This is a genomic window from Streptomyces sp. NPDC001100 (assembly GCF_053598575.1).
In genome coordinates, this window is the sequence record NZ_JBSFKO010000015.1 from 200068 (window position 1) to 227020 (window position 26953).

Here is a 26953-nt window from a genome sequence, read left to right on the forward strand (position 1 = left end):
GCCGCGAGTCCGCTCTCATGGGCTGGTAGCTCGCCTCGGGGGAGGACAGTAATGAAGCGTCCTGGACCACTGCTCACACTTCTGGCTGGTCTGGTGCTGGGCCTGTTCATGCTGACGCTCAATGTGACGTCGGGGACGAAGACCGCGTCCTCCTCGTACAGCGAGGCATCGCCGTCCGCGTCGGCGTCCCCGAAGAAATCGGCGCCCGCGTCACCGACGCCGACCGTCACGCCGAGCCCCACACCGTCCAAGTCGGCCGTGCCGAACGCCAGTTACGCCGGCCGCACCGACGACGACACCGCCTCGGTGGCCGTGAGGATCCGTGACGGCAGGGCGGTCGCGTACTTCTGCGACGGTCGCTACAAGGAGGCCTGGCTGCGCGGCCCGGTCGCGGACGACGGCACGATGAAGCTCACCGCCCCGAACGGCGCCGTACTCGACGGAAAGCTCCAGCAGGGTACGAAGATCCGCGGCACGGTCAAGGACGAGGGCCGGAAGTACGCCTTCACCGCCGACAAGGCCGTCAAGCCGTCCGGGCTGTGGCGGGCCACGGCCAAGGTGCGCGGCGCCAAGATCGACGGCGGCTGGATCGTGCTGCCGAACGGCCGCCAGACCGGCATCGTCACCCGCGACGGCAAGGTTTCCGCCGCACCCCGTATCGACCCGGAGACCGGCGCGGTCACGGTCGACGGACAGCAGCTCACGGCACAGCCCGTCACCCCCTGACCCACCATCCGCCTCAGGGAGCCGATCATGACCGCCGATCCGAACGCCGCCACCCAGGCCTTCCCACCGCCCCCGCGCCGCCGCGACAGCCCCGCCCGCTATCTGGTGCCGGCCCTGGTGGCCGCGGCCGTGGCCGTCGGGCTCGGCGTCTACGGCAAGGTCCACGACCCGGCCGGCACCGCCTTCAACCTCGCCGGCTTCAGCAGCACGGGCGCGGTGAAGTCCTGGCTCGCGACGACCGCGTTCTTCTTCGCCCTCGTCCAGGTCGTCTCGGCCTTCATGGTCTACGGCAAGCTGCCGGGACCGAGCTGGTCGGGGACCCTGCACCGCTGGTCGGGGCGGATCGCGTTCCTGGTGGCGGTGCCGGTCGCGGTGCACTGCCTCTACGCGTTCGGGTACCAGACGTACTCGACACGCGTGATGTGGCATTCCCTCCTGGGGTGCCTGTTCTTCGGCGCCTTCAGTGCCAAGATGCTGCTGCTCCGCTCGGAGCGCCTCCCCGGCTGGCTGCTGCCGCTCGTCGGCGGGCTGGTCTTCACCGGCCTCACCCTGCTCTGGCTGACGTCCGCCCTCTGGTTCTTCCGCACCTTCGGAGTGAGTACATGACCGACAGCTCGACGCGCCGCACGGTTCTCGCGACGGGCGCGGCCGCCGCGCTCGCCGCCGGGTGCAGCAAGTACGGCAACAACAACTCCTCGGGCTCGGCGTCCGTGAAGGCGACCGGCGGCCAGGAGTTGGCGAAGACGTCCGACATCCCGGTCGGCGGCGGCAAGATCTTCAACGACCAGAAGGTCGTGGTGACCCAGCCGAAGAAGGACGAGTTCAAGGCCTTCTCGGCGATCTGCACCCACCTGGGCTGCACGGTGAACGCCGTCGCGAACGGCACGATCGACTGCCCGTGCCACGGCAGCAAGTACCGCATCGCGGACGGTTCCGTGGCGGGCGGCCCGGCGCCGAAGCCGCTCCCGGCGGAGCAGATCAAGGTGGAGGGAAATTCGATCCGCCTGGCGTGACCTGCCGCGTACGCTCCCGGAATGCACCCCGAGTCCCTGGTCCGCGACCACACGGTCTACGCCTGCGTGATGGGGTCGCGCGCCTTCGGCCTGGCGACCGAGGGCAGCGACACCGACCGCCGGGGCGTGTTCGTCGCCCCCACTCCCCTGTTCTGGCGCTTCGAGAAGCCGCCGACGCATGTGGAGGGCCCCGCCGAGGAGCAGTTCAGCTGGGAGCTGGAGCGCTTCTGCGAGCTGGCCCTGCGCGCCAACCCGAACATCCTGGAGTGCCTGCACTCCCCCGTCGTCGAGCACATCGACGACACGGGCCGTGAACTCCTCGCCCTGCGCGGCGCGTTCCTCTCCCGTCAGGTCCACGAGACGTTCACGCGCTACGCGTTGGGCCAGCGCAAGAAGCTGGAGGCGGACATCCGCCTGCACGGCGCCCCGCGCTGGAAGCACGCGATGCATCTGCTCCGCCTGCTGATGAGCGCCCGCGACCTGCTCCGCACGGGCATCCTGACGATCGACGTGGGCGACCGGCGCGACCCCCTGCTGTCCGTCAAGCGCGGCGAAGTCCCTTGGCCGGAGGTCGAGTCGTGGATGACCCGCCTGGCGGCGGAGACGGACGAGGCGGCGGCCCGGACCCCGCTCCCGGCGGAGCCGGACCGCGCTCGCGTCGAGGACTTCCTGATCCGGGTCCGCCGCGCCTCAGCCCTTCAGCCGGACCCGGACGACGAACTCGTGCAGGGCGTCGTAGGTACTCGGGGCGTCCGGGAGCGCTGACGCCTCCTGGGCCGCGTCCAGTTCACCGTGCAGGGCCTCTATGTCGGCCCGCACCCGCGCCTGGTCGACATCGGCGGCCCCGTGCTCCCGCTCGGCCTTGGCCGCGATCAGCTCTGTCACGTACGACGGCGCCTCGACCTCGCCGACGAGCGTGGGCAGATGGGCCTGCACCTCGCCGCTGCGCATCAGGTGGATGCCGGTGAGCAGCACCCGGAACGTGTAGAGCAGCGGCTTGAGTTCACCGGTCTTCTCGAACAGCCGCCACTGTGTCGTGGCGAACCCGCGGTAGTGGTGGGCGTGATGGCTGGTGAGAACGCCCGGCGCGAGCGCGGCCAGCTCGCGGTGGGCGTCGGTGGTGTGCACGACGAGCGGCGACAGCAGCTGCTCCAGCACATAGCCGTTGCGCCGCAGCATCAGCCGTACGAACTTGCGCAGGTCGTGGGTGACGAGGTCCATCTCGACGCCGTCCCGCAGCCACATCTTCGACCGGGTCTCGTCCGGCTCGCGCAGGCCGACGAGTTCGGCGGCCGACAGCAGGTGCACGCCCCTGAGGTCCACGTCCGAGTCGCGGGACGGGAAGCCGTAGAGGTGCGCACCGGAGACGGTGGCGAAGAGCAGCGGGTCGGGCTGCTCCGCCACCACGGGCTTGAGGTCGATGTCCAGAACGTCGATCATCCGTCAAGCGTCCCAGAGCGCCCCGAGCGCCAGCAGGTCCCCCCGGTACTCGATCCGCTCCGCCCACTCCGCGGGCCAGGCGTCCGCGCCGAGGTGGGCGCCCGCGAAGGCGCCCGCGAGGCAGGCGATCGAGTCCGAGTCGCCGGAGGTGCAGGCGGCCCGGCGCAGCGCGGTGACGGGTTCCTCGACGAAGAGGAGGAAGCACAACAGGCCTGTCGCCAGGGCCTCTTCGGCGATCCAGCCCTCTCCGGTGGCCAGACAGGGGTCGGTCTCCGGGGAGTTGGCGCGCACGGCGTCCTGGAGGCGGTCCAGGATCTCCAGGCAGTCGTCCCAGCCGCGCGCGATGAAGTGCTCGGGCGTGGGGTCCTGGCTCCGGGTCCACAGGTCGCCGAGCCAGCGGTGGTGGTAGTGGGTGCGGTTCTCCAGCGCGTACGACCGCAGCAGCCCGACCAGTCCGGTCGGCTCGGCGCCCTGTGCGAGCAGCCGTACGGCGTGCGCGGTGAGGTCGGAGGCGGCGAGCGCGGTCGGGTGGCCGTGGGTGAGCGCGGACTGCAACTGGGCGGCGCCGGACCGCTGTTCGTCGCTCAGACCGGGGGCGAGTCCGATCGGCGCGACGCGCATATTGGCCCCGCAGCCCTTCGAACCGATCTGGCTGGCGTCCTGCCAGAGCCGGTCCTCGGCCTTCAGCAGGTTGCAGGCGACGAGGCAGGTCCGGCCGGGGGCACGGTTGTTGTCCGGCGACTGGTACCAGTCCACGAACTCCTCGCGTACCGGCCGCTCCATCCGCTTGGGCCCAAGCAGCCCGCGGTCCATGGCGGTTCGCAGCCCGCGTCCCAGCGCCAGTGTCATCTGTGTGTCGTCGGTGACGATCGCCGGCTTCGGCAGCTCCATCTCCCGCCAGGGACCGAATTTGGCGAGGATGTCGGGCACGGCGTTGAACTCGGTCGGGAAGCCGAGCGCGTCCCCGAGGGCGAGGCCGATCAGGGCTCCGGTGGCGGCGCGCTTGCGGACACTGGTCGTGGTCATGCGGGGCTTCCTTCCCGGGTCGGGCGGAGCAGCGGCGGGTACAGGGTGGTGGCGGTGCCGGCGCGGTACAGGGCGGCCGGCTTGCCACGGCCGCCGGTCAACTTGGCGCCGCCCGGCACCGGTTCGACGAACCCCGGCGTGGCGAGCACCTTGCGGCGGAAGTTGGGGCGGTCCAACTCGGCGCCCCACACGGTCTCGTAGACCTGCTGAAGCTCCCCGAGCGTGAACTCCGGCGGGCAGAAGGCGGTGGCGAGGGAGCTGTACTCCAGCTTGGCGCCCACCCGTTCGTGCGCGTCGGCCAGGATCTGGTCGTGGTCGAAGGCGAGCGGCCCGAGTCCGTCGTACGGCAGCCAGCGGGCCTGTGCCGCGTCGCTGCCCGCACGCGGTTCGGGCGGGCCGGGCAGCAGTGCGGCGAAGGCGACGGTGACGACCCGCATGCGGGGGTCACGGTCGGGCTCGCTGTAGGTGCGCAGCTGCTCCAGATGCAGCCCGGAGACGTCCGACAGGCCGGTCTCCTCGGCGAGTTCACGCCGGGCGGCCGTCTCGGCGGACTCGTCGGGCGCCACGAAGCCACCGGGCAGCGCCCAGTGCCCGGCGTACGGCTCCTGGCCGCGCTCGACGAGCAGGACGTGCAGGGCGCCGGCCCGGATCGTGAGGACGGCGAGGTCGGCGGTGACGGCGAAGGGTTCGAAGGCGTACTTGTCGTAGGCCGGTGTTGCGGTCATGGTGATCCACCCCGTTAATAGTCATCTCGACTATAAAGAGTGGTCGCGGTCCCGCACAACCCCCACGACGGACGGAGAGGCAGCCGAAAACGGAACGGCCGGCCCCGGAGCAACTCCGGAACCGGCCGCACCCAAACCCTGTGCCTAGAGATCGACTTCCTGCATCAGCATCCCGACCTCGGTGTTCGACAGCCGTCGCAGCCAGCCCGACTTCTGGTCGCCCAGGGTGATCGGGCCGAAGGAGACCCGCACCAGCTTGTCGACCGGGAAGCCGGCCTCCGCGAGCATGCGGCGGACGATGTGCTTGCGGCCCTCGTGGAGGGTCACCTCGACCAGGTAGTTCTTGCCGGTCTGCTCGACGACCCGGAAGTGGTCCGCACGCGCGTACCCGTCCTCCAGCTGGATGCCGTCCTTCAGCTGCTTGCCCAGATCGCGCGGGATCGGGCCCACGATGTGCGCGAGGTAGGTCTTCTTCACGCCGTACTTGGGGTGGGTCAGCCGGTGCGCCAGCTCGCCGTGGTTGGTGAGCAGGATCACACCCTCGGTCTCGGTGTCGAGCCGTCCGACGTGGAAGAGGCGCGTCTCCCGGTTGGTGACGTAGTCGCCGAGGCACTGCCGGCCCTCGGGGTCCTCCATGGTGGCGACGACACCGGCGGGCTTGTTCAGCGAGAAGAACTGGTACGACTGTGTCGCCACCGTCAGCCCGTCGACCTTGATCTCGTCGTGCTCGGGGTCGACGCGCAGGCCCTGCTCGACGACGATCTCGCCGTTGACCTCGACGCGGGACTGCTCGATCAGCTCCTCGCAGGAGCGCCGGGAGCCGTAGCCCGCGCGCGCGAGGACCTTCTGCAGCCGCTCGCCCTCCTGCTCGGCGCCCGGGAAGGTCTTGGGCAGCTTGACGTCCTTCTTGCCCGCGTACCGCTCCCGGTTGCGCTCCTCGGCCCGCGCGTCGTACTCACGCGAGGTCGCCGGCGCCCAGCGCCCGCGCCCGGTGCCCTGGCCCTGCTTGGGGCCGCCCTTGGCACCGCCGCGCGCGGCCGCACCGCGCCCCGACTTGGGCCCTTCGTGGGATCCCGTGGGGCCTACGTCGTAGCGCCGCTCCTCGGGACGCGGCTTTCCGGCGCGCTTCGGCTTGTCGTCGCGGCCTCCCGCACCCCTCGGCTGGGAGCCGCCGCCACCGGCACCCCGGGAGTTGCCCGCGCCGGAGCCACGGCCGCCGCCGCCTCCACCGGAACCCCGGGGATTGCCGCCCCCGCCGGTCCCGCGGGGGTTGCCGCGCCCGCTGTTCCTGCCACTACCGCTGCCACTGCCACTGCTTCGCATCAAAGTTCCGTCGTCGTCGTGTCGTCTGCATCTGCATCCGGTGCATCCGGATCGAACGACGGGACCCCTTCCAGCGTCTCCGCCTCGATCGCCTCGGCCTCAGGGAGGAAGGGCGCGAGCTCCGGGAGCTCGTCCAGGCCTCGCAGGCCCATCCGCTCCAGAAAGTAGTTCGTCGTCACGTACAGGATCGCACCTGTTTCGGGTTCCGTGCCCGCCTCCTCGACCAGACCCCGCTGCAAGAGGGTGCGCATCACACCGTCGCAGTTGACTCCGCGGACCATCGAGACCCTGCTGCGGCTGACCGGCTGGCGGTACGCGACGACCGCCAGGGTCTCCAGCGCCGCCTGGGTGAGCCGGGCCTGTTGGCCGTCCAGGACGAAGCCCTCGACGGCCGGCGCGTACTGGGGCCGGGAGTAGAAACGCCAGCCTCCGGCGATCAGCCGCAGCTCGAAACCGCGCCCCTGGACGGTGTACTCGTCGGCCAGCTCGCGCAGCGCGTCCGCGATCCGCCGTTTGGGCCGCTGGAGTATTTTCGCGAGGTGCTCCACGGTCGCGGGCTCGTCCACGACCATGAGGACGGCCTCCAGGGCGGGCTTGAGGTCGAGTTCCGCGACGGCGGACGGGCTCGCCGGTACTCCCGTGGTCTCCTCGCTCACGCCGACTCCTCCTTGGTCTCCTTGGGCACCTCGGGCGGCCGGTCGAACTCGTCGGTCACCACCGGCTCGACTTCCCCCTCCCCGCCCGTCCAGCGCACGATCAGATCGCCGAGCGCGGTCTCCTGGTCGAGGGCGACGGCCTTCTCGCGGTACAGCTCCAGCAGCGCCAGGAACCTCGCCACGACGGTCAGGGTGTCGTCGGTGTCGTCGACGAGCACGCTGAAGCTGGCCTCGCCGAGCTCCCGCAGCCGCGCGACCACGATCCCGGCCTGCTCCTGCACGCTGACCAGCGGGGCGTGGATGTGGTCGACGTAGACCTGCGGCTTGGGCCTGGGCTGCATCGCCTTCACGGCGAGCCGGGCGAAGCCCTCCGGGCCGATCCTGATGACCACCTCGGGCAGCAGCTCGGCGTGGTGCGGTTCGAGCCCGACGGTACGGGGGTAGCGCCGGGCCTCCTCGTCGAGGCGCCGGTTGAAGATCTCGGCGATCTGCTTGTACGCGCGGTACTGCAGCAGCCGCGCGAACAGCAGGTCCCGGGCCTCCAGCAGCGCCAGGTCGGCCTCGTCCTCGACCTCGGCGGCGGGCAGCAGCCGGGCCGCCTTCAGATCCAGCAGGGTGGCCGCGACGACGAGGAACTCGGTCGTCTGATCGAGATCCCAATCGGGCCCCATCGCCCTGATGTGCGCCATGAACTCGTCGGTGACCTTGGACAGCGCCACCTCGGTGACATCGAGCTTGTGCTTCGAGATCAGCTGGAGGAGAAGGTCGAAGGGCCCCTCGAAGTTGGCGAGCCGCACCTTGAAGACCCCGTCGTCGGGTTCTTCGGCGACTTCGCCCGCGACTTCGTCGACAACCGCTTCTTCGACGACGACCTCGGGTTCCGGCTCCGGCTCCGGAGCCGCACCCGGCCCTTTCCCGAGCGCACGCCGACGTCCGGCGGGTGCGCCGGCGGCGGGAGCGTCGTTCGAGGTCATGGCCCCCGCAGGCTACCGCTACCGCCCGCGAAGCCGGCGTACGAGAATGCTCGCGTCCCCGCGGGACTCCAGATCGGCCAGGACGACGGCGACCGCCTCGCGGACGATCCGGCCGCGGTCGATCGCGAGGCCGTGCTCGCCCCGGAGCACCAGACGGGCGTGCTCCAGGTCCATCAGCTCCTCGGCGGAGACGTACACGGTGATTTTCTCGTCGTGCCGCTCCCGCCCGCTGGGACGCCGCTGGGCGGGCTGTCGGCCGCGTTTGCGGGGCTGCGGGGCGGCAGAACCTTCCTGCGCCTCCTGGCGTCGTACGGAGCCGTCCACGGCCCGGCTGCGGGACTCGCCCGCGTCCGCGTCGGCCGCCACGTGCTCCGCGCCCTCGCCGTCACCGCCCTGTGCGGGTACGGACTGCGGGGCGTCCTCCCCGGCGGCGGCACCGTCGCTCTCCCCCGCCGGAGCCGGCACCCGTGCCTCTCCGTTGGACTGGCGCCTGGGGGTGGACGCCTGGAGCGCCATCCCCCCTGTCGTACGGAACAGTTCGTCGGCCCCCGGCAGACTCACTCGGCGTGACACCGGGCGAGCACCTCCCTGGCGAGCTGGCGATAGGCGGCGGCACCGACGGAGTTGGAGGCGTACGTGGTGATCGGCTCACCGGCGACCGTGGTCTCCGGGAAGCGCACCGTGCGCCCGATGACCGTGTGGTAGACGTGATCGTCGAACGCCTCGACGACGCGGGCGAGCACCTCACGGCTGTGCACGGTCCGGGAGTCGTACATCGTGGCGAGGATGCCGTCGAGCTCCAGCTCGGGGTTGAGCCGCTCCTGGACCTTCTCGATCGTCTCGGTCAGCAGCGCGACACCGCGCAGCGCGAAGAACTCGCACTCCAGCGGCACGATCACCTTGTGGGCCGCCGTCAGGGCGTTCACGGTGAGCAGGCCGAGGGAGGGCTGACAGTCGATCACGATGTAGTCGTAGTCGGCCATCAGCGGCTTCAACGCCCTTTGCAGGGTGGACTCGCGCGCGACCTCGCTCACCAACTGCACTTCGGCGGCGGACAGATCGATGTTGCTCGGCAGCAAGTCCATGTTCGGGACCGCCGTCTTGAGGAGCACCTCGTCGGCCGACATGCCCCGCTCCATGAGCAGGTTGTAGACGGTGAGGTCCAACTCCATGGGATTGACGCCCAGTCCGACCGACAGCGCGCCCTGCGGGTCGAAGTCGACGAGCAGTACGCGGCGGCCGTACTCCGCGAGCGCGGCACCCAGGTTGATGGTCGACGTGGTCTTGCCGACGCCGCCCTTCTGGTTGCACATCGCGATGATCGTCGCGGGGCCGTGACTGGTCAGCGGGCCCGGGATCGGGAAGTACGGGAGCGGGCGTCCGGTCGGGCCCACGCGCTCACGGCGCTGGCGGGCGGCGTCGGGCGCGAGTGTGGCCGCGTACTCGGGATCGGGCTCGTACTCGGCGTCGGGGTCGTAGAAGTGCCCGTCGGGCAGTTCGTCGTAGTCGGCGAAATGGTTGTGGGGCGCGCCCCTTCCGTCGCCGGCCATGGCGTTCACGTGATGGCCATCCATGCTCTGGTGTGCTGGCTGGGTCACCCCTGGCTTGTGGTGACCCTGGTGGGCTGCGAAGGTGCGCACAGCGACGGAGCCGACAGCCTCGAACCCCGCGGGCTCCTGGCCCCTTGCCGGCATTCCTGGTTGACCACCCCCGGGAGAAAATGTCGACTCATTCACAAGTCGTCTTACCTCCTTGGTGACCAGGGAACTTCTCGATAGGTCAGCGTGGCACCATGCCGACGGTTGGCGACTCTATGGCGTGTCGGGTGTTCGCAGCAACACAATCCGCCGGACCCGGCCCGATGTGTCGGCAATGAAACATCCCTCTGTCAAGGGCGTACGGCAGTCGCACGGCAGGTTTCACCGGTGCACGAATCGGTTCAAGGGTTATGTTCGGCGCGAGTTGACCGAGTGCCGCAAAGTGACCATACACACACTTCCGGCCGGACCTGTCGACCAAGGTCCGGCCGGGCGTGCGGTGTTGACGACCTGTGTTGACGTATCGCCTTTTGCTGAACGGTGACTTAGTCGACAGAGTCGCCGAACGGTCAGCCGAGCAGGCTCTCCAGCTCGACGTGCTCCAGTCCGTGCGCCTCCGCGACCTCGCGGTAAATCACCTTGCCGTCATGGGTGTTGAGGCCCTTGGCGAGAGCAGGATCACGTCGCAGCGCCTCGACCCAGCCGCGGTTGGCGAGCTCCACGATGTACGGGAGCGTGGCGTTGGTGAGCGCGTAGGTCGACGTGTTGGGCACCGCGCCGGGCATGTTGGCGACGCAGTAGAAGACCGAGTCGTGGACCGGGAAGGTCGGCTCGGCGTGGGTGGTCGGACGCGAGTCCTCGAAGCAGCCGCCCTGGTCGATCGCGATGTCGACAAGCACGCTTCCGGGCTTCATCCGCGACACGAGTTCGTTGGTGACCAGCTTCGGGGCCTTGGCGCCCGGGATGAGCACCGCGCCGATGACGAGGTCGGCGTCCAGGACGGCCTTCTCCAGCTCGAAGGAGTTGGACATGATCGCCCGGACCTTGGTGCCGAAGACCTTGTCGGCCTCGCGGAGCTTGTTGATGTCGCGGTCGAGCAGCGTGACGTGGAAGCCCATGCCGACGGCGATCTGCGTGGCGTTCCAGCCGGAGACACCGCCGCCGATGACGACGGCCCGCGCGGGCTGGGTGCCGGGGACACCGCCGGGGAGCACACCGCGGCCGCCGACCGAGCGCATCAGGTGGTAGGCGCCGACCTGCGGGGCGAGGCGGCCCGCGACCTCGGACATCGGGGCGAGCAGCGGCAGGGCGCGGCCGGGCAGCTCGACGGTCTCGTAGGCGATCGCGGTGGTGCCGGACTCGATGAGCGCGTCGGTGCACTCCTTGGAGGCGGCCAGGTGCAGGTAGGTGAAGAGCGTCTGGTCCTTGCGGAGGCGGTGGTACTCCTCGGCGATGGGCTCCTTGACCTTGAGCAGCAGGTCGGCGGTGGCCCAGACCTCGTCGGCGGTGGCGAGGATCTTCGCGCCCGCCGCCACGTACTCGTCGTCCGGGATCGAGGAGCCGACGCCGGCGTTCTGCTCGATGACGACCTGGTGGCCGTGGCGCACCAGCTCGTGCACGCCGGCGGGTGTGATGGCCACCCGGAACTCGTTGTTCTTGACCTCGCGGGGGATGCCGACCTTCACGTCGATCACGGTCCTTGGCTCAGAGGGTGTGGGGCAATACATCTCATACCCGGACATGCGTGAGCGCACCGGGAGACCGCAGGAGAAGGTGCGGCAGAGCCAGTTTAATGAAGGCGTTCTCGGTGTCTAGCCTTTCAATGCATCAATCTTCCGTGGATGTACTACGGATTTCGCAGGCGTTAGCGTCATGTTCCAGAGATTCGGGGGCGGGATCACCCTCCTGAAGCTCCTCGCCGAGCATCCGTTCGGCCGTGCCGCGGTGCAGCGCGGCGGACGCCGGGTCGCCCAGCCGGTCGAGGGTGTCGGCCAGCCGCAGCTGCAGCGCCGCCTGGAGTCGTACGTCCTCGGCGCGGCGCGCCCACTCGACCGCCTCGTGACAGGTGAGCAGCGACTCCTCGGGGCGGCCCGCGTACTCCTGGACCCGGGCCAGCTCGCTCAACGCCCGTGCCTGGGCGGGCACATCGCCGTTCTTGCGGTACCCGGCGACGGCCGCCCGCCAGTTCCTCAGTGCCTCGCCGTAGCGGCCCGCGTAGGTGTGCGCGGCGCCGATCCGGCCGTAGAGCCGGGCGGCCTCCGCGCGCTCGTCCCGGGCCAGCCGCTGGGCCAGCGCGCGGCCGAACCAGTCGGCGGCCCTGTCGTAGTCGCCGAGCTCCTGGTGCGCGCCGCCTACGGATTCCATCGCGCGACCGGTCGCGTACGGGTCATTCGCTTCGCGTCCGGCGTCCAGCGCGGCCCGGTAGCGGGCCAGCGCCTCGGTCGTACGGCCGGTCTGCGCGTCCAGATCGGCGAGGTTCAGCAGAGCGGCGGCCTTCTCCCGGGGCAGGTTCCGCCGCTCGGCCACGTCGAGGACGAGGCGGTGGATGCCGTAGAGCTCGGGGGCGGCCGACTGGGTGCCGAAGTGGGCGACCATCGCGCGCACCAGCTGGGACATCAACCGGCGGGCCAGCGTGTCGAGTTCGCCGTCGGCGACCGCGAGCCGCGCGGAGGCCAGCAGGGCGGGCCGGCTGAGCCGCAGCCAGTCGGCGGCGGCCCGGGGGTTCGGGAACCGCAGCGAGCTGGGCATGCCGAGGAGTTTCTCGCGGGCCTGGGGGCTGTCGGTCTCGGTGATGGCACGGCAGGACTGGAGCAGCCGTACGGTCCGCTCCAGCATGCGGGCGCGGGCCAGCTGGAGCTCGGCCGGGCGGTCCTGGGTCTCGGCGAGGGCGCGCAGGAGGGGCTGGAGGCAGCCGGGGACCTCGTACTGCGGCAGCGGGGAGTCCAGGGCGCGCAGCAGGCCCGCGGTGACGAAGTCGTCCAGGGCGGCGCGGGCGCCGTTGACGGAGCAGCCGGCGAGCGCGGAGGCGGTCTGCGGGTCGACCTGGCCGGCCGGGGCGAGGGAGAGCAGTCGCAGTATCCGGGCGGCGGGGCTGGGCAGCGAGCCGTAGACGAGCCGGAAGACACGGCTCAGCGGGGTGCCCTCGTCGCTCTCGGCGTGCAGGTGCTTGGCGAGGTCGGCGACGGCGGCCTGCGGGCGGGCGGCGAGCCAGCCGCCGGCCAGGGTCAGCGCGGCGGGCTGGGCCCGGCAGACCTCGACCAGGCCCTCGGCGGCGAGCGGGTCGACGGTGATGCGGACCGCGCCGGTGTAGCGGGTGAGCAGTTCCAGCGCGGACTTGGTGTCGAGGCCGCCCAGGGTGCAGGGGCGGACGTCGGCGATACCGGTGAGCGGGCCGCCGGAGACGGCGACGACCAGGCAGTCCGGGGAGTCCGGAAGGAGCGCGTCGACCTGCTCGGCGTCGGCCGCGTCGTCGAGCAGGAGCAGTGCCCGCCGGTCGGCGAGGGCGGCGCGCAGGATGTCCGAGAGGTCGTCCGCGGAGGCTCCGGCCGGGGTCGGCAGTTCCAGGGCGGTGAGCAGTTCACGGGCGGTGCGCTCGGTGGGGACGGGGGTGCCGTCGGGTTCGCTGAGGCGGGCCCGGAGCACACCGTGGTCGTAACGGTCAGCGACCTGCCGGACGAGTTCCCCGGCGAGGGCGGTACGTCCCGAGCCGGGCTTGCCCGCGATGAGCAGGACGCGCGCGCGGGGCGCCTTCCGGCCGGCGATGGTGTCCAGGCCCGCGCGCTCGATGTCGGCCCGCAGCTCCTTCAACTCTCTTGCGCGGCCCAGGAATTGACCCTCGGCAGAAGTGTCCTCGGACAGCCTCACGCCATCTGTGTCCACCGCCTGATCCGTCACGGGCCACACTCCCGTCCCACTGCACGCGCATAGCCCGCCGGGACTCCGGATCGGGTGATTCCAGAGCCTAGTTCACGCTCTGCGACGAATCGTGCGGAGCACGGCGGGCACATCCCCCGATCGGATCAGCCGATGGTCACACCGGAAGACGCCGAAACGCGCGCAAAGGATGAGGTGTGGCTTCAGGGGAATTGCGGCTTCAGGACTCGAAGGGACGCGCGGGCCACGGCGCCTCGGCGGGGCGCAGCGCGTCGATGCCGTCGCCGTGCCGGGCGGCGACCAGGGAGAGGACGCCGACGACGAGGCAGTTGTTGTGCAGTTCGCCGGCGAGGATCCCCCGGACCAGGTCGTCGAGGGGCACGCGCGCGTGCTCCATGTCGGCCTCCTCGTCCTCGACCTCGAAGCGCTGTCCGTCGGCCTCGGACAGGTCGCGGGCGAGGAAGATCCGGATGGCCTCGTCGCAGCCGCCGGGCGTGGTGTAGACGTCGGTCAGCACCCGCCAGTCCTCGGCCTTGACGTGCGCCTCCTCGTACAGCTCGCGCTGGGCGGCGTGCAGCGGGTTCTCGCCGGGGACGTCGAGGAGTCCGGCCGGGATCTCCCACAGCTTCTGGCGTACGGGGTGGCGGTACTGCCTGATGAGCAGCACCCGGTCCTGCTCGTCGAGGGCGAGGACGCCCACGGAGCCGGGGTGGACCTGGTAGTCGCGGTGCACGATCGTGCCGCCGGGCATCACCACGTCGTCGGTGCGCACGGAGGTCTTGTTGCCGACGAAGGGGGTCGCGGTCGCCCGGATCTCCCACTCCTCCGGGGTGTCCTTGATGGTCATGCCCTGTCCTCCCGCGCACGTGCCTGCATTGCAAAGACCTGCATTACAAAGAAACCGGGGTGCACACCTCTTGAAGGCGCGCACCCCGGTCACCGTACAACCCTCGTACTACTTGCCCGTCTTGCGTGCGACGGCCGCCTTGACCAGGCCCGCGAAGAGCGGGTGCGGCCGGGTCGGGCGGGAGCGGAGCTCGGGGTGGGCCTGGGTGGCGACGAGGTAGGGGTGCGTCTCGCGCGGGTACTCGACGTACTCGACGAGCTTGCCGTCCGGGGAGGTGCCGGAGAACTGGAGACCGGCCTTCTTCTCCAGTTCGGCGCGGTAGGCGTTGTTGACCTCGTAGCGGTGGCGGTGGCGCTCCTCGACGTACTCCTTGCCGTCGTACACCTCGCGCACGATGGAGCCCTCGGCGAGCTTGGCGGGGTACATGCCCAGGCGCATGGTGCCGCCCATGTCGCCCTCGCCGGCGACGATGTCGAGCTGCTCGGCCATGGTGGAGATGACCGGGTGGCCGGTGGCCGGGTCGAACTCGGTGGAGTTGGCGTCGTCGATGCCGGCCAGGTTGCGCGCGGCCTCGATCACGATGCACTGCAGGCCCAGGCAGAGGCCGAGCAGCGGGATCTTGTGCTCGCGGGCGTACTGGATGGCGCCGACCTTGCCGGAGACACCGCGGTCGCCGAAGCCGCCGGGGATGCAGATCGCGTCGACGTCACCGAGCTGCTTGGCGGCGCCGGCCGGGGTCTTGCAGTCGTCCGAGGTGACCCACTTGATCTTCACGCGGGCCTTGTTGGCGAAGCCGCCGGCGCGCAGGGCCTCGGTGACCGAGAGGTAGGCGTCGGGCAGGTCGATGTACTTGCCGACCAGCGCGAGGTTGATCTCGTGCAGCGGGTTGTGGACGCGGTCGAGCAGGTCGTCCCAGGTCCGCCAGTCCACATCGCGGAACGGCAGGTCCAGCTTGCGGACGACATAGGCGTCCAGGCCCTCGCTGTGCACGGTCTTGGGGATGTCGTAGATCGAGCGGGCGTCGGGGCAGGCCACCACGGCGGCCTCGTCGACGTCGCACATCAGCGAGATCTTGCGCTTGATCGCGGTCGGCACCTCGCGGTCGGAGCGCAGCACGATCGCGTCCGGCTGGATACCGATGTTGCGCAGGGCCGCAACCGAGTGCTGGGTGGGCTTCGTCTTCAGCTCTCCCGAGGGGCCGATGTACGGCAGGAGCGAGATGTGGACCACGAACACGTTGTCCCGGCCGACCTCGTGGCGGACCTGGCGGACCGTCTCCAGGAACGGCAGCGACTCGATGTCGCCGACCGTGCCGCCGACCTCGGTGATGACGACGTCGACCTCGTCGGTCGCCATGCGCCGGATGCGGTGCTTGATCTCGTTGGTGATGTGCGGGATGACCTGCACGGTGTCGCCGAGGTACTCGCCGCGCCGCTCCTTGGCGATGACCGTCGAGTAGACCTGGCCGGTGGTGACGTTGGCGCTGCCGTCCAGGTCGCGGTCGAGGAACCGCTCGTAGTGGCCGATGTCCAGGTCGGTCTCGGCGCCGTCGTTGGTGACGAAGACCTCACCGTGCTGGAAGGGGTTCATCGTGCCGGGGTCGACGTTCAGATACGGGTCGAGCTTCTGCATCACGACGCGCAGGCCCCGCGCCTTGAGGAGCATGCCGAGGCTGGAGGCGGTGAGGCCCTTGCCGAGTGAGGAGGCGACACCCCCGGTGACGAAGATGTGCTTGGTCGTCGTGGCTGTGCTGTTTCGAAAAGCAGCGGTCGGCATGGCCAAGAGGGGGCTCCCGTGGTCGCGGTTCGAGTTGCGGTCGGAGGATTTGCGCCCACCGGTCCACGGGCTACCAGGGTATCAGCGCCCGGACGAGATGGCTTCCGGCCACGCTCCGCACTCGCCTCGCCACACTGGTCGCTCGCGTCGACACAGACTCACCCTGGTTACCTGCTTCTCACCTGTTGCTCACCCGTTCGGCCCAGGTCCGTTGGCGAGAGCGGCACACAGATCATCTACGTGCGTCGTATCCTGCTCGGACACTCGCTGCCGAGCCGGTCCGGAACACGGCACCACCCCCGCCCGTATCACCCGGAACAACGAGAGCTCGTCAGCCCGTTGGGCGACGACCCCCATTTGCTTCATGGCTCAACGACGCACTACAAACGATCCCTTGACCGCACACAGCGACCGCCCCCTTTTCGGTGGGGCGACGTGGCCGTTCGACTGGAGTTGCACGTGGCCGGGCGCATCGAAGATTACGCACTCATCGGAGACATGCAGACCGCTGCCCTGGTCTGCCGGGACGGCACGGTGGACTGGCTGTGCCTGCCCCGATTCGATTCCCATGCCATCTTCGCCGGTCTGCTGGGCACCGAGGAACACGGCTTCTGGCGGCTGGGCCCGGCCCACGCCTCCGACGCGCCGCCGCCCACCGCGGCCCGGCGCGGCTACCGAGGCGACTCGCTGATCCTGGAGTCCGAGTGGGACACCCCGCGAGGCACGGTCCGCGTGACCGATTTCATGCCCCCTCGCGACGGCGCCCCCCAGCTGATCCGCATCGTCGAGGGCATCTCCGGCCGCGTCCCGATGCGCTCGGCCCTCCGGATGCGTTTCTCCTACGGCCGGGTCGTCCCCTGGGTGCACAAGCACGAGGGCCGCACGGTCGCCGTCGCGGGCCCCGACTCCGTGTGGTTCGACACATCGGCGGAGACCTACGGCAAGCAGCTCACGACGTACGCGGACTTCACCGTCGCGCCGGGTGACCGCATCGCGTTCACCATCTCCTGGGAGCCCTCGCACAAGCAGCCGCCCCCGCTCCCCGAGCCGGAGCAGTCGCTGGAGGCGACGGAGGACTTCTGGCGCGAGTGGGTCGACCAGTGCACGTACCACGGCCCCTACCGCGAGGCCGTCGTACGCTCCCTGATCACGCTGAAGGCCCTCACGTACGCCCCGACGGGCGGCATCGTCGCCGCCCCCACGACCTCCCTCCCGGAGGAGATCGGCGGCGTCCGCAACTGGGACTACCGCTACACCTGGCTCCGCGACGCGGCCATCACCCTCTCCTCGCTGCTGCGCACCGGCTACCGCGAGGAGGCCCGCGCCTGGCGCGAGTGGCTCCTGCGGGCCGTCGCCGGCGACCCGGAGAACCTGCAGATCATGTACGGCATCGCCGGCGAGCGCGAGCTCGGCGAGGCGGAGCTGGACTGGCTGCCCGGCTACGAGAACTCGGGCCCGGTCCGGGTGGGCAACGGCGCCGCGCACCAGCTCCAGCTGGACGTCTACGGCGAGGTCACCGAGGCCCTGCACCTGGCCCACATGACCGGCCTGGCCCGCAACGACTACGCCTCCCTCCTCCAGCTGAAGCTGATCCGCTACCTGGAGAAGCACTGGGACGAGCCGGACGAGGGCATCTGGGAGGTGCGCGGCCCGCGCCGCCACTTCGTGCACTCGAAGGTGATGGCCTGGGTCGCGGTCGACCGCACGATCAAGCTGATCGAGTCGGGCGACGCGGACGGGCCGCTGGAGGAGTGGCGCGAGCTGCGCGACGACATCCACCGCGATGTGTGCGAGCGCGGTTACGACAAGGAGCGCAACACCTTCACGCAGTCGTACGGTTCGAAGGAGCTGGACGCCTCGCTGCTGCTCATCCCGCAGATGGGCTTCCTGCCTCCCGACGACAAGCGCGTGATCGGCACGATCGAGGCGATCCAGCGCGAGCTGTCCACCCCTGACGGCTTCATCCTGCGCTACCCGACCTCGGGCACGGACGAGGGCGTCGACGGCCTCCCCGGTGACGAGGGCGCGTTCCTGGCCTGCTCGTTCTGGATGGCGGACGACCTCGCGATGATCGGTCGCGTGGACGAGGCCCGTAAGCTCTTCGAGAAGCTGCTCTCGCTCCGCAACGACCTGGGCCTCCTCGCCGAGGAGTGGGACCCGCGTCTGCAGCGCCAGGTCGGCAACTTCCCGCAGGCCTTCAGCCACGTCCCGCTGATCGACACCGCGCTGCGGCTGACGGCTTCGGGGGCCTACGGCGGCTGACACCGGCGCCGGGGTGGTGAATCCGCGGACCACTTGACATCACTACCGGGAGAATCATGACCGTCAGCAAGAACATCAACAACCCCGTGGGCCAGGGCGGCGGCAAGCGCAAGAAGCAGTCCCGCGCCGAACGGCAGAACCACGGCCCGCACCGCAACCTCGACCGCCAGGGCGCAGCCGACCAGAAGGCGGAGCTGGTGCGCAAGATGCGCGAGAAGGCGGCCGAGGCCACCGGACAGGCGGGCGACGACACCGCGAAGAGCTGACGCACCTCAGCAGCAGGGCCCGGACCGTGACGCGCGGTCCGGGCCCTGCTGCGCTACCCCTTACGGCTTGGTGACGTGCGGCGCCCCGGCGCGACCCCCGCACGTCACCCGCCTAGGCTGAAAGCGGACAAAAGCCCCTTCTCTGAAAGGGGGGCGGCCATGGCTTCCCTCTCGACGGCGAGCGCGGCCCTCACCGCGTTGCGCGAGGATCTGGTCGGCGACGTGTTCGCCCCGGGGGATCAGGGTTACGACGACGCCCGTGTCGTCTACAACGCGATGATCGACCGGCGACCGGCCGTGATCGCCCAGTGCGTGGACGAGGCCGATGTCGTACGGGCCGTGCGCTTCGGGCGCGAGCTGGACCTGCCGATCGCGGTGCGCGGCGGCGGGCACAGCGTCGCGGGCATGGCACTGGGCGACGGGGCGCTCGTCGTGGACCTGCGCCATATGCGCGAGGTGACGGTCCATCCCGCGGCCCGGGCGGTACGGATCGCCGGCGGGGCCACCATGAGCGAACTGGACGGCGCGACCCAGGAACACGGTCTCGCCACCACCGGCGGCCGGGTCTCCACGACCGGCGTCGGCGGCTTCGTCCTCGGCGGCGGCACCGGCTGGCTGGACCGCTCCTTCGGCCTGGCCGTCGACAACCTGCTCGGCGTCGACCTGGTGACGGCCGACGCGAGCGTGGTGCACGCGAGCGCCGAGGAGAACCCGGAACTCTTCTGGGCCCTGCACGGCGGCGGCGGGAACTTCGGCATCGCCACCGCGCTCACCCTGCGACTGCACGAACTGCCCGAATTCTCCGTCGCCATGGTGATGTACGAGCCCGAGCACGGCCCCGACGTCGTGCGCACCTACCGCGAGATCATCGAGTCCGGCCCGCAGGAGGCGAGCGGCGGAGTCATCTACCTGACCGCCCCGCCCGAGGAGTTCGTGCCCGAGCACCTGGTCGGCAAGCGGCTGTGCGGTGCGCTGATCGCCTACGTCGGTGCCGAGGAGGACATGCGCAAGCTCGCCCAGCCGCTGCTGGCCCTGCCGCACGAGATCGAGATCGTCACCGCCCTGCCCTACGCCGTGTTCCAGACGATGTTCGACGATCCGCCGGGTATGCGGAACTACTGGTCGGCCGAGTATCTGACGGGCGCGCCCGACGAGTTCATGGACGTCTTCTGCTCCCTCGGCGAGAGCCTGCCGGTCCCCACGGGCACCCAGCACGTGCTGTTCCCGCAGGGCGGCGCGATCGCGTCCGGGCCCGCCGAGTACCCGCTGCCGTTCCGGAGCGCTCCCTGGGCCGTACACCCCTTCGGCATGTGGGAGGACCCGGCGGACGACGAACGCTGCATCGCGTGGGTCAAGGAGGTCCGCGCCCGGGTCCAGCCCTGGAGCACCGGCGCGGCCTACCTCAACTTCATGGGCGACGAGGGCACGGACCGCGTGACGGCGGGTCTGGGCGCCGCGAACACCCGGCGGCTGGCGGCCGTGAAGCGGGAGCACGACCCCGACAACGTCTTCCGCTTCAACCACAACATCGCGCCTGCCTGAGCCCGAGATGTGCACAGGGCATCCACGCAGGTAGCGTCCGCTGCATGGACAGCCGTACGGACAGCACATTCGACAGCCAGGGCGCCGGGATCACCGTTCAGCGGGCGCTGGAGCTGCCCGGGCTGCGCAGCGGGCTGCCGGAGATCCTGGCGGGCGCCGACCGGCTGCAGCGGACCGTGCGGTGGGTGCACGCGGGCGAGGTCCCGAACATCGCCTCCCTCCTCAAGGGCGGCGAACTGCTCCTGACCACGGGCTACGGCCTCGGCACGCGCCCGGCGGAGCAGCGCGCCTTCGTCCGCACACTGGCCGAGCGGGGCATCGCGGCCCTGGTCGTCGAGCTCGGCCCGAGGTTCACCCGTCTCCCCGCCACCCTCGTCGAGACGGCCCGCGCGACCGGTCTCCCCCTCGTCCAGTTGCACCGCGAGGTGCCGTTCGTGGCGGTCACCGAGGAGATCCACACCGAGATCGTCAACGGTCACTACGCGCTCCTCCAGCAGGCCGAGGAGGTCCACCGCCGCTGCACGCAGGCCCTGCTGGGCGGCGGCGGAATCCCCCAAGTCCTGGGCATCCTGGCCGACTTCAGCGGCAACCCGGTCTTCCTGGAGACCCCGGACGGCCAACTCCTCTACGCCGCCGGGTCCGGGCCCGAGGGCGCCGACCCGCTCCAGGTGTGGGAGGGGCTGCGTGGCCAGCACAAGGACGGCTCGCCGCCCGCCGGTTCGGTGCTGGTGGACGTGCCCGGAGGCGGCCCCGGTACGGGTTCGGTGCGGGCGCGGATCGTCCTCCTCCCGGTGCGTGCTCCCCTCGCCCCCGTGCACCGCATCGCCGCCGAACGGGCCGCGGGCATCCTCGCCGTGGTCCTGATGCAGGCCCGCCAGGAGGAGGAACTGGCGGCCCGCGGACGCGGCGACTTCCTCACCGACCTCGCCGAGGGCCGCATCGCCGCCGAGGACGCCCCGGCCCAGGCCCGCGTACTGGGCTTCAAGCCCGGCACCAGCCCGCTGCTGCCCGTGGTGATGCGGCTGGGCGACGCGCTGGCCGCACCCGGCGGCGGCTGGGCGGTCCTGGCCCGCGCGGTCGCCGAGGAGCTGGCCTCGGTGGGCGTCCCGGTCCTGCTGGGCGTACGACCGGTGGAGGGCCGGGTCCCACTGCTCCTGGGCCTGCGCTCGGAGTCGGAACGCTCGGCCGTCGCGGACCGGGTCGCGGCGGCGCTGCGGGCGGGCGTGGAGCGGGCCGGGATGCAACGCCCGGGCGCACAGCCGCCGATCGTGGTCGTCGGGGTGGCCGGCGGCTGGACGGCGGCGTCGGCGGGGCTGCGGCACGCGGCCGAGACGGCGACGGCGGCACAGGGTCTGTCGGACCGCCCCTGGTACGACGCCCGGCGCCTGGACATCGAGCTGCTGCTGTGGCGACTGCGCGACCACCCCGACCTGGCGGCCTTCGTGGACCGCGCGATCGGCCCGCTCCGCGACCACGACAGCCGCTCCAAGCCGCCCCTGCTCCCCACCCTGGAAACGTACTTGGCGCACGCGGGCCGCAAGGCGGAGACGGCCCGCGAACTGCACCTCAACCGGCAGACCCTCTACAACAGGCTCGCCCGCATCGGGGAGTTGCTGGGCACGGACCTCGAAGACCCCCAGACGGTACTGGCGTTGAGCCTCGCGCTGCGCGCCCGCAGGCTCGTGCCGTAGAGCCCTTCTCAGGTGAGTGGCAGAGGCTGGGTCAACTCGTCGTAGACGCTGAGCACTTGGGCGACCGTCTCGTCCTCGGTGGGCCAGGTGGCCGCCTGTCGGACGCCCTTCTCCCGGAGCAGTTCCCGGCGTTCGGGGTCGCGCAGCAGCCGGATGACCGCGTCGGAGAGGGCCTTCGCGTCGCCGTAGGGCACGAGTTCGGCGGCGTCGCCGACGAGTTCGGGGATGCCGCCGACGGCGGTGGCGACGAGCGGGACGCGGGCGTGGAGGGCCTCCTGGGCGATCACCGAGCGGGACTCCCAACTGCTGGGCAGGAGCGCGAGGTCGGCCGCGGCGAGCAGTTCACCCACGTCGTCGCGGCTGCCGACCAGTCGGACCGGCAGCTCCTCGTCCTCGATCCGGCGCTGCAACTCGGCCCGCAGCGGCCCCTCCCCCGCGATCACGAGCAGCGGGGTCGGATCGAGGCGGCACCAGCCGCGCGAGGCGTCCAGGAGGGTGTCGTAGCCGCGCTGCCGGTCGAGCGAGCCGACGGCGACGAGCAACGGGCGGTCGGTGGCGCCGAGTTCGGCGCGGAGCTTGGGGCGCAGCCGGTCGGGATCCTCGTACTCGACGGCCTTGCGCGGCCCCGGCAGCGCGACGGCGGCGAGCCGCGCGTCCCGGGCACCGGTCCGGCGCGCCCGGTCGACGAGGTCGGACGTGGCTCCGAGCACCACGACGGCGGCCTTGACGACCCGCCGCTCCAGCAGCCGCAGCAGATGGGCGCGCGCTCCCTCGACATGCGCGCGGTCGTGCCAGGTGACCACGAGGGGCGTCCGACGTCCGCTGAGCGCGAGGACGGCGCGGAAGGAGGCGTGCAGTCCGTGCGCGTGTACGAGGTCGGCGTCGGCGCAGGCCGCCCGCAGCGCGGCCACGGAGGACGGGTCGCTGCTGCGCGGGACGTGCACGTGTTCGGCGCCGGCGCCCGTGAAGTCGTAGGTGTGATCCGCCTCGACAGGGGCGCACACCGTGACCCGCACGCCCCGCGCGACGAGCCCGGAGGCCAGGGAGCGCACATGCGCGCTGCTGGCGGCGTTGCCCCCGCCGAGCACCTGCACGGTGCGCAGCGGCGACTGGCCGTGCGGTGAGTGGCTGCTCACGGGGGTCACGTGGCCGGGGCTCCTGGTTCGGCGACGGGCGGTCACGAAGAAAGTACAGAAGGATCGCGCGGTGGGGGTGTACCGCACGCTTCCTACGCGTTCCAACTCAAGGATGCCAGTACGTACGGGTGTTCCGGCAACGCGAAAAAGCCCGGAGGCCGTACGGGAGGGCAACACGGGCGGGGATGTCACCCGTACGAGTGAGGAGCGCGCGCCTCCTGAACGACGAGCCCGCCCTAGCCGTCCGCCCTAGCCGTCGCCAGCAGCTCCTCCGCGTGGGCCCGGGCCGTCTCCGAGTCCTCCTGACCGGCCAGCATCCGGGACAACTCCCGTACCCGTTCCTCGCCTTCGAGGACCTTCACGCCCGAGCGGGTCACGGACCCGTCGTTGGTCTTCTCGACCAGCAGCTGCCGGTCGGCGAAGGCGGCGACCTGGGGCAGGTGCGTGACGACCACGACCTGCGCGGTCTTCGCGAGCTTCGCGAGCCGCCGCCCGATCTCGACCGCCGCCTTGCCGCCGACACCGGCGTCGACCTCGTCGAAGAGATACGTCGGCACGGGATCGGTCCCCGCGAACACGACCTCGACGGCCAGCATCACGCGCGAGAGCTCACCGCCGGACGCGCCCTTGGCGATGGGCCGCGGCGGAGCGCCGGGATGCGGGGCGAGCAGCAGCTCGACCTCGTCGACGCCCGACGGGCCGTAGGCGACCGCGCGCCCCCCGACCTCGACGCCCTCCGGGTCCTCGGTCTGCCGGATCTCGAACGACACGCGCGCGTGCGGCATCGCGAGGGAGGCGAGTTCGGCGGTGACGGCCGCGGCGAACCGCTCGGCGGCCTCCGTCCGGGCGTCGGTCAACGCCTGTGCCAGGCCGCCCAGTTCACCCCGCAGCGCGTCCCGCTCGGCGGTCAGCTCGTCGATCCGCTCGTCGTCGCCGTCGAGTTCGGTGAGCCGCGCGGCCCCCTGCTCGGCGTACGCGAGCACGGCCGCGATGTCCTGGCCGTACTTCCGGGTGAGCGCGTTGAGAGCGGCCCGCCGCTCCTCCACGGCGGCCAGCCGCAGCGGATCGGCGTCCAGGTCGTCGGCGTAGCCCGCCAGCTCCCCCGCCACGTCGCCCAGCAGGATGCCGATCTCACCGATCCGGTCGGTCAGGGAGGCCAGCGCCGAGTCGTGCGACCGGACGGCCTCCAGAGCCCGCTGCGCACCGGCGACGAGGGTCGCCGCGTCGATGCCCTCGGGGTCCTCGGGGTTGCCGGCGAGCGCGGCGTGCGCGACCGTCGCGGCGGACGCCAGCGCCTCCGCGTGCCCGAGCCGCTCGGCCTCGGCGGCCAGTTCCACGTCCTCACCGGCACGCGGTTCCACGCCCGCGATCTCGTCGAGGCCGTAGCGCAGCATGTCGGCTTCCTGGGCCCGCTCCCGCGCGCGTGTGGTGATCTCGTCCAGCTCTACGGCGACGGCCCGCAGCCGCCGGTACGCCTCCGCATACTTGGCCAGCGGCCCGGTGACGGCGTCCCCGGCGTACCGGTCGAGCGCCTGCCGCTGCCGGGACTGCTTCAACAGCCCCTGCTGGTCGGTCTGCCCGTGCACGGCGACCAGCTCGTCGGCCAGCTCCGCGAGCACCCCCACCGGCACGGAACGCCCGCCCAGATGTGCCCGGGACCGCCCTTCGGCGGAAACGGTACGGCTGATGAGCAGCGTCCCGTCCTCCAGCTCGGCCCCGGCCTCCTCGGCGCGCAGCACGGCCGCGCCGCCCGGAGGGACGGAGATCCGCCCCTCCACGACCGCGTTCTTCGCCCCGATCCGCACCAGCGCCGGGTCCGCCCGGCCCCCGAGCAACAACCCGAGACTGGTGACGACCATGGTCTTGCCCGCACCCGTCTCACCCGTGACAGCGGTGAACCCCGGCGACAGCTCGACGACAGCGTCGTCGATGACTCCGAGCGACCGTATCCGCATCTCTTCCAGCACGGTGAAGACCTTACGAGGTAGGGCGGGAGAAGCGCGAGGCACCCTGTCACCCGGGGGAGTGTCCCCACCTGTTTTTGTTTCTTGGGGCGCGGGGAACCGTGCGCTCAGCCCCCACTCAGCCGCAGCTAGTGAGGAGCCCCCCGCCACCCCGAAACAGGCAGAGCGAACTTGGCGACAAGCCGATCGGTGAACGACGCGTGATGCAGCCGAGCCAGCCGCACAGGCACAGCCCCCCGCCGCACCTCAACCCGAGCCCCAGCAGGCAACTCGACCGTCCGCCGCCCGTCACACCACAACACCCCCGGAGGAATGTGCGGCAACACCTCCACCGCCAACACGGAATCCGGCGAGGTCACCAACGGCTTCGCGAACAGCGCATGCGCACTGATGGGCACCATCAGCAACGCCTCCACCTCGGGCCACACCACAGGCCCACCCGCGGAGAACGCGTACGCCGTGGACCCGGTGGGCGTCGCACAAACGATCCCATCACACCCGAACCCAGTCACCGGGCGCCCGTCGATCTCCAGCACGACTTCCAGCAGTTTCTCGGCGCCGGCCTTCTGCACCGCCGCCTCGTTCAGCGCCCAGTCCGTGTGCACGATGTTGCCGTTCTTGTGCACGACGACATCGACGGTCATCCGCTCCTCGACCTCGTAGGCACGGGTGACCACCCGGTCCACGACCTTGTCGAGATCGTCCCGCTCGGCCTCCGCGAGGAACCCCACGCTGCCGAGGTTGACGCCGAGCATCGGCACCCCGGACGCCCGCGCGAACTCCGCGCCGCGCAGCAGGGTGCCGTCGCCGCCGAGGACGATGAGCAGTTCGCAGCCCTCAAGGCACTGCGGGGTGGCCTCGGTGACCGTCTCCACCTCGTCCGGGAGCGGCAGGTCGCGTGCCTCGTACTCCAGGACGCGCACTCCGATGCCGGACTGCAGGAGCCCCTTGACCACCAGTTCGGCACTCCGGATCGCCGCGGGGCGACCCGTGTGCGCGAGGAGGAAAACAGTACGAGCTCGGTTCTGTGTCAACGCGGCCCCTCCGCCACTGCACGGTCAACATCGGCCGGGTCCAGTTCGGGTGCGCCGGCCCGCAGCCACAGAAAGTACTCGACATTCCCGGACGGCCCGGGCAGCGGGCTGGCGGTCACACCCTGCACCCCGAGTCCCGACTCGGCCGCCCGCCGGGCGACTCCGCGCACGGCCTCGGCCCGCAGTTCCGGACTGCGGACCACACCGCCGCTCCCCAGCCGTTCCTTCCCCACCTCGAACTGCGGCTTGACCATCATCACCAGGTCCGCGTCCGGCTTCGTGCACCGCACCAGGGCGGGCAGCACCAGCCCGAGCGGGATGAAGGACAGATCCCCCACGACAAGATCCACAGGCTCCCCATCGATCGCTTCAAGCGTCAACTCGCGTACGTTCGTACGGTCCTTGACGGTGACGCGTTCATCGCTCTGCAGAGACCACGCGAGTTGCCCGTACCCGACATCGACCGCCACGACCTGCGCGGCACCCGCCCGCAGCAGCACATCGGTGAAGCCTCCGGTGGACGCGCCGGCGTCCAGCGCCCGCCGCCCCCCGACCACGAGCCCCTGCGGTACGAAGACCTCCAGCGCGCCCGCGAGCTTGTGGCCGCCCCGCGACACGTAGTCGGGGTCGTCGTCGTCCGCCACGACGACGATGGCCGCCGCCGTCTCCACCTGGGTGGCGGGCTTGGTCGCGACGGTCCTGCCGACGGTGACCCGCCCTGCGGCGATCAGCTGGCTCGCGTGCTCCCGCGAGCGCGCGAGCTTGCGCCGCACCAGCTCGGCGTCGAGACGGCGGCGTGCCACTCCTGCCACGTTCCGTTCAGCTCCTATTGCCTATTGCCATACGTCGATGGGGGCGCCGGAGGTCCCGGGCGGGCGTCGAGCGCGGTGAGCGCGTCGCGCAGCCCCCGGTGTACATCCTCGTACACCTCGACGTGGCCGTCCGTGGCGAGGTGGTCGGTGTCGGCGAGGCGCCCGAGCTGGGCGTCGACGTCGGCGTTGCCGCTCGGGGTGCGGTCCACGTTCAGCGGGGCGGGGGCGGCGGGGTCGTACGTGGGCTCCGCCTCCGGTACGGCCTCGGCCGGGGTCCCGGCCTCGGCCTCGGGAACTGAGTCGCTCATGCCCAGACGCTACCCCGAAGG

The 26953-nt window shown here is 71.1% G+C and carries 25 protein-coding genes; 8 read left to right on the forward strand and 17 right to left on the reverse strand.

The window, feature by feature from the left end; genetic code table 11:
• The first annotated feature begins 51 nt into the window (after positions 1-51).
• From ACWDEW_RS23220 to ACWDEW_RS23235, 4 genes are read left to right on the forward strand one after another with little or no spacing between them, the layout of a single operon-like run.
• Positions 52-726 carry a hypothetical protein gene (locus ACWDEW_RS23220; RefSeq protein WP_450514846.1) on the forward strand — a complete coding sequence of 225 codons (675 nt, stop codon included), beginning with the start codon at positions 52-54 and terminating at the stop codon, positions 724-726.
• 27 nt (positions 727-753) lie between these two features.
• Positions 754-1332, forward strand: coding sequence for a DUF6529 family protein (locus ACWDEW_RS23225; RefSeq protein WP_427923372.1), 579 nt, complete (start codon positions 754-756; stop codon positions 1330-1332).
• Complete coding sequence (locus ACWDEW_RS23230; protein ID WP_450514847.1) at positions 1329-1739, forward strand: Rieske (2Fe-2S) protein; 411 nt, start codon at positions 1329-1331, stop codon at positions 1737-1739. The genes ACWDEW_RS23225 and ACWDEW_RS23230 overlap by 4 nt, the downstream gene beginning before the upstream one ends.
• Positions 1740-1760: 21 nt before the next feature.
• Complete coding sequence (locus ACWDEW_RS23235; RefSeq protein WP_450514848.1) at positions 1761-2504, forward strand: nucleotidyltransferase domain-containing protein; 744 nt, start codon at positions 1761-1763, stop codon at positions 2502-2504.
• Here the strand turns inward: ACWDEW_RS23235 and ACWDEW_RS23240 are convergent.
• From ACWDEW_RS23240 to ACWDEW_RS23295, 12 genes are all read right to left on the reverse strand, one after another.
• Entirely contained in the window at positions 2430-3179 is a 750-nt protein-coding gene (locus ACWDEW_RS23240; RefSeq protein WP_450514849.1) for a nucleotidyltransferase domain-containing protein, read from the reverse strand. The two genes, ACWDEW_RS23235 and ACWDEW_RS23240, sit on opposite strands and share 75 nt — an antisense overlap.
• Positions 3180-3182: 3 nt before the next feature.
• Positions 3183-4205, reverse strand: coding sequence for an ADP-ribosylglycohydrolase family protein (locus ACWDEW_RS23245; protein ID WP_450514850.1), 1023 nt, complete (start codon positions 4203-4205; stop codon positions 3183-3185).
• Positions 4202-4930, reverse strand: a complete 729-nt coding sequence (locus ACWDEW_RS23250; RefSeq protein ID WP_450514851.1) for an NUDIX hydrolase — start codon at positions 4928-4930, stop codon at positions 4202-4204. The genes ACWDEW_RS23245 and ACWDEW_RS23250 overlap by 4 nt, the downstream gene beginning before the upstream one ends.
• A 144-nt stretch (positions 4931-5074) precedes the next feature.
• Positions 5075-6253, reverse strand: coding sequence for a pseudouridine synthase (locus tag ACWDEW_RS23255; protein WP_450514852.1), 1179 nt, complete (start codon positions 6251-6253; stop codon positions 5075-5077).
• Positions 6253-6909, reverse strand: coding sequence for an SMC-Scp complex subunit ScpB (gene scpB, locus ACWDEW_RS23260; RefSeq protein WP_450514853.1), 657 nt, complete (start codon positions 6907-6909; stop codon positions 6253-6255). The genes ACWDEW_RS23255 and scpB overlap by 1 nt, the downstream gene beginning before the upstream one ends.
• Positions 6906-7883, reverse strand: a complete 978-nt coding sequence (locus ACWDEW_RS23265; protein ID WP_450514854.1) for a segregation and condensation protein A — start codon at positions 7881-7883, stop codon at positions 6906-6908. The genes scpB and ACWDEW_RS23265 overlap by 4 nt, the downstream gene beginning before the upstream one ends.
• A gap of 18 nt (positions 7884-7901) precedes the next feature.
• Positions 7902-8456 carry a hypothetical protein gene (locus ACWDEW_RS23270; protein ID WP_381245578.1) on the reverse strand — a complete coding sequence of 185 codons (555 nt, stop codon included), beginning with the start codon at positions 8454-8456 and terminating at the stop codon, positions 7902-7904.
• A complete protein-coding gene (locus ACWDEW_RS23275; RefSeq protein WP_078532803.1) occupies positions 8441-9577 on the reverse strand; it encodes a ParA family protein in 1137 nt (378 codons plus the stop codon). The genes ACWDEW_RS23270 and ACWDEW_RS23275 overlap by 16 nt, the downstream gene beginning before the upstream one ends.
• Before the next feature lie 413 nt (positions 9578-9990).
• Positions 9991-11106, reverse strand: a complete 1116-nt coding sequence (gene ald, locus ACWDEW_RS23280; RefSeq protein ID WP_450514878.1) for an alanine dehydrogenase — start codon at positions 11104-11106, stop codon at positions 9991-9993.
• Positions 11107-11248: 142 nt separating this feature from the next.
• A complete protein-coding gene (locus ACWDEW_RS23285; RefSeq protein WP_450514855.1) occupies positions 11249-13315 on the reverse strand; it encodes a tetratricopeptide repeat protein in 2067 nt (688 codons plus the stop codon).
• A gap of 199 nt (positions 13316-13514) precedes the next feature.
• Positions 13515-14141: an NUDIX domain-containing protein gene (locus ACWDEW_RS23290; protein ID WP_450514856.1), complete on the reverse strand. Its 627-nt coding sequence runs from the start codon at positions 14139-14141 to the stop codon at positions 13515-13517.
• Positions 14142-14249: 108 nt separating this feature from the next.
• Positions 14250-15917 (reverse strand): CTP synthase, encoded by a 1668-nt coding sequence (locus ACWDEW_RS23295; RefSeq protein ID WP_450514857.1) that lies wholly within the window; start codon positions 15915-15917, stop codon positions 14250-14252.
• 459 nt (positions 15918-16376) lie between these two features.
• Between ACWDEW_RS23295 and ACWDEW_RS23300 the strand changes: the two genes are divergently transcribed.
• The 4 genes from ACWDEW_RS23300 (at position 16377) to ACWDEW_RS23315 (ending at position 21678) form a co-directional block, all read left to right on the forward strand.
• On the forward strand, positions 16377-18179 hold the full coding sequence (locus tag ACWDEW_RS23300; protein ID WP_450514879.1) for a glycoside hydrolase family 15 protein: 1803 nt from the start codon (positions 16377-16379) through the stop codon (positions 18177-18179).
• A gap of 56 nt (positions 18180-18235) precedes the next feature.
• Positions 18236-18445 carry a DUF6243 family protein gene (locus tag ACWDEW_RS23305; RefSeq protein WP_450514858.1) on the forward strand — a complete coding sequence of 70 codons (210 nt, stop codon included), beginning with the start codon at positions 18236-18238 and terminating at the stop codon, positions 18443-18445.
• A 159-nt stretch (positions 18446-18604) separates the two neighbouring features.
• Positions 18605-19987 (forward strand): FAD-binding oxidoreductase, encoded by a 1383-nt coding sequence (locus ACWDEW_RS23310; protein WP_450514859.1) that lies wholly within the window; start codon positions 18605-18607, stop codon positions 19985-19987.
• A gap of 44 nt (positions 19988-20031) precedes the next feature.
• Positions 20032-21678 (forward strand): PucR family transcriptional regulator, encoded by a 1647-nt coding sequence (locus tag ACWDEW_RS23315; protein WP_450514860.1) that lies wholly within the window; start codon positions 20032-20034, stop codon positions 21676-21678.
• 8 nt (positions 21679-21686) lie between these two features.
• Here ACWDEW_RS23315 and ACWDEW_RS23320 read toward each other — a convergent pair whose 3' ends face one another.
• The 5 genes from ACWDEW_RS23320 to ACWDEW_RS23340 all read right to left on the reverse strand — a co-directional run bounded on the left by ACWDEW_RS23320 (position 21687) and on the right by ACWDEW_RS23340 (position 26932).
• Positions 21687-22823 (reverse strand): glycosyltransferase family 4 protein, encoded by a 1137-nt coding sequence (locus ACWDEW_RS23320; protein ID WP_450514861.1) that lies wholly within the window; start codon positions 22821-22823, stop codon positions 21687-21689.
• Positions 22824-23050: 227 nt separating this feature from the next.
• The gene (recN, locus tag ACWDEW_RS23325) at positions 23051-24769 is read right to left on the reverse strand and encodes a DNA repair protein RecN (protein WP_450514880.1); all 1719 of its coding nucleotides are present in this window, start codon (positions 24767-24769) and stop codon (positions 23051-23053) included.
• Between the two features lie 137 nt (positions 24770-24906).
• Positions 24907-25812, reverse strand: coding sequence for an NAD kinase (locus ACWDEW_RS23330; protein ID WP_026179466.1), 906 nt, complete (start codon positions 25810-25812; stop codon positions 24907-24909).
• On the reverse strand, positions 25809-26624 hold the full coding sequence (locus ACWDEW_RS23335; protein WP_450514862.1) for a TlyA family RNA methyltransferase: 816 nt from the start codon (positions 26622-26624) through the stop codon (positions 25809-25811). Before ACWDEW_RS23335 ends, ACWDEW_RS23330 begins: the two co-directional genes overlap by 4 nt.
• A gap of 14 nt (positions 26625-26638) precedes the next feature.
• Positions 26639-26932, reverse strand: a complete 294-nt coding sequence (locus tag ACWDEW_RS23340) for a hypothetical protein (RefSeq protein ID WP_450514863.1) — start codon at positions 26930-26932, stop codon at positions 26639-26641.
• Positions 26933-26953: the final 21 nt, after the last annotated feature.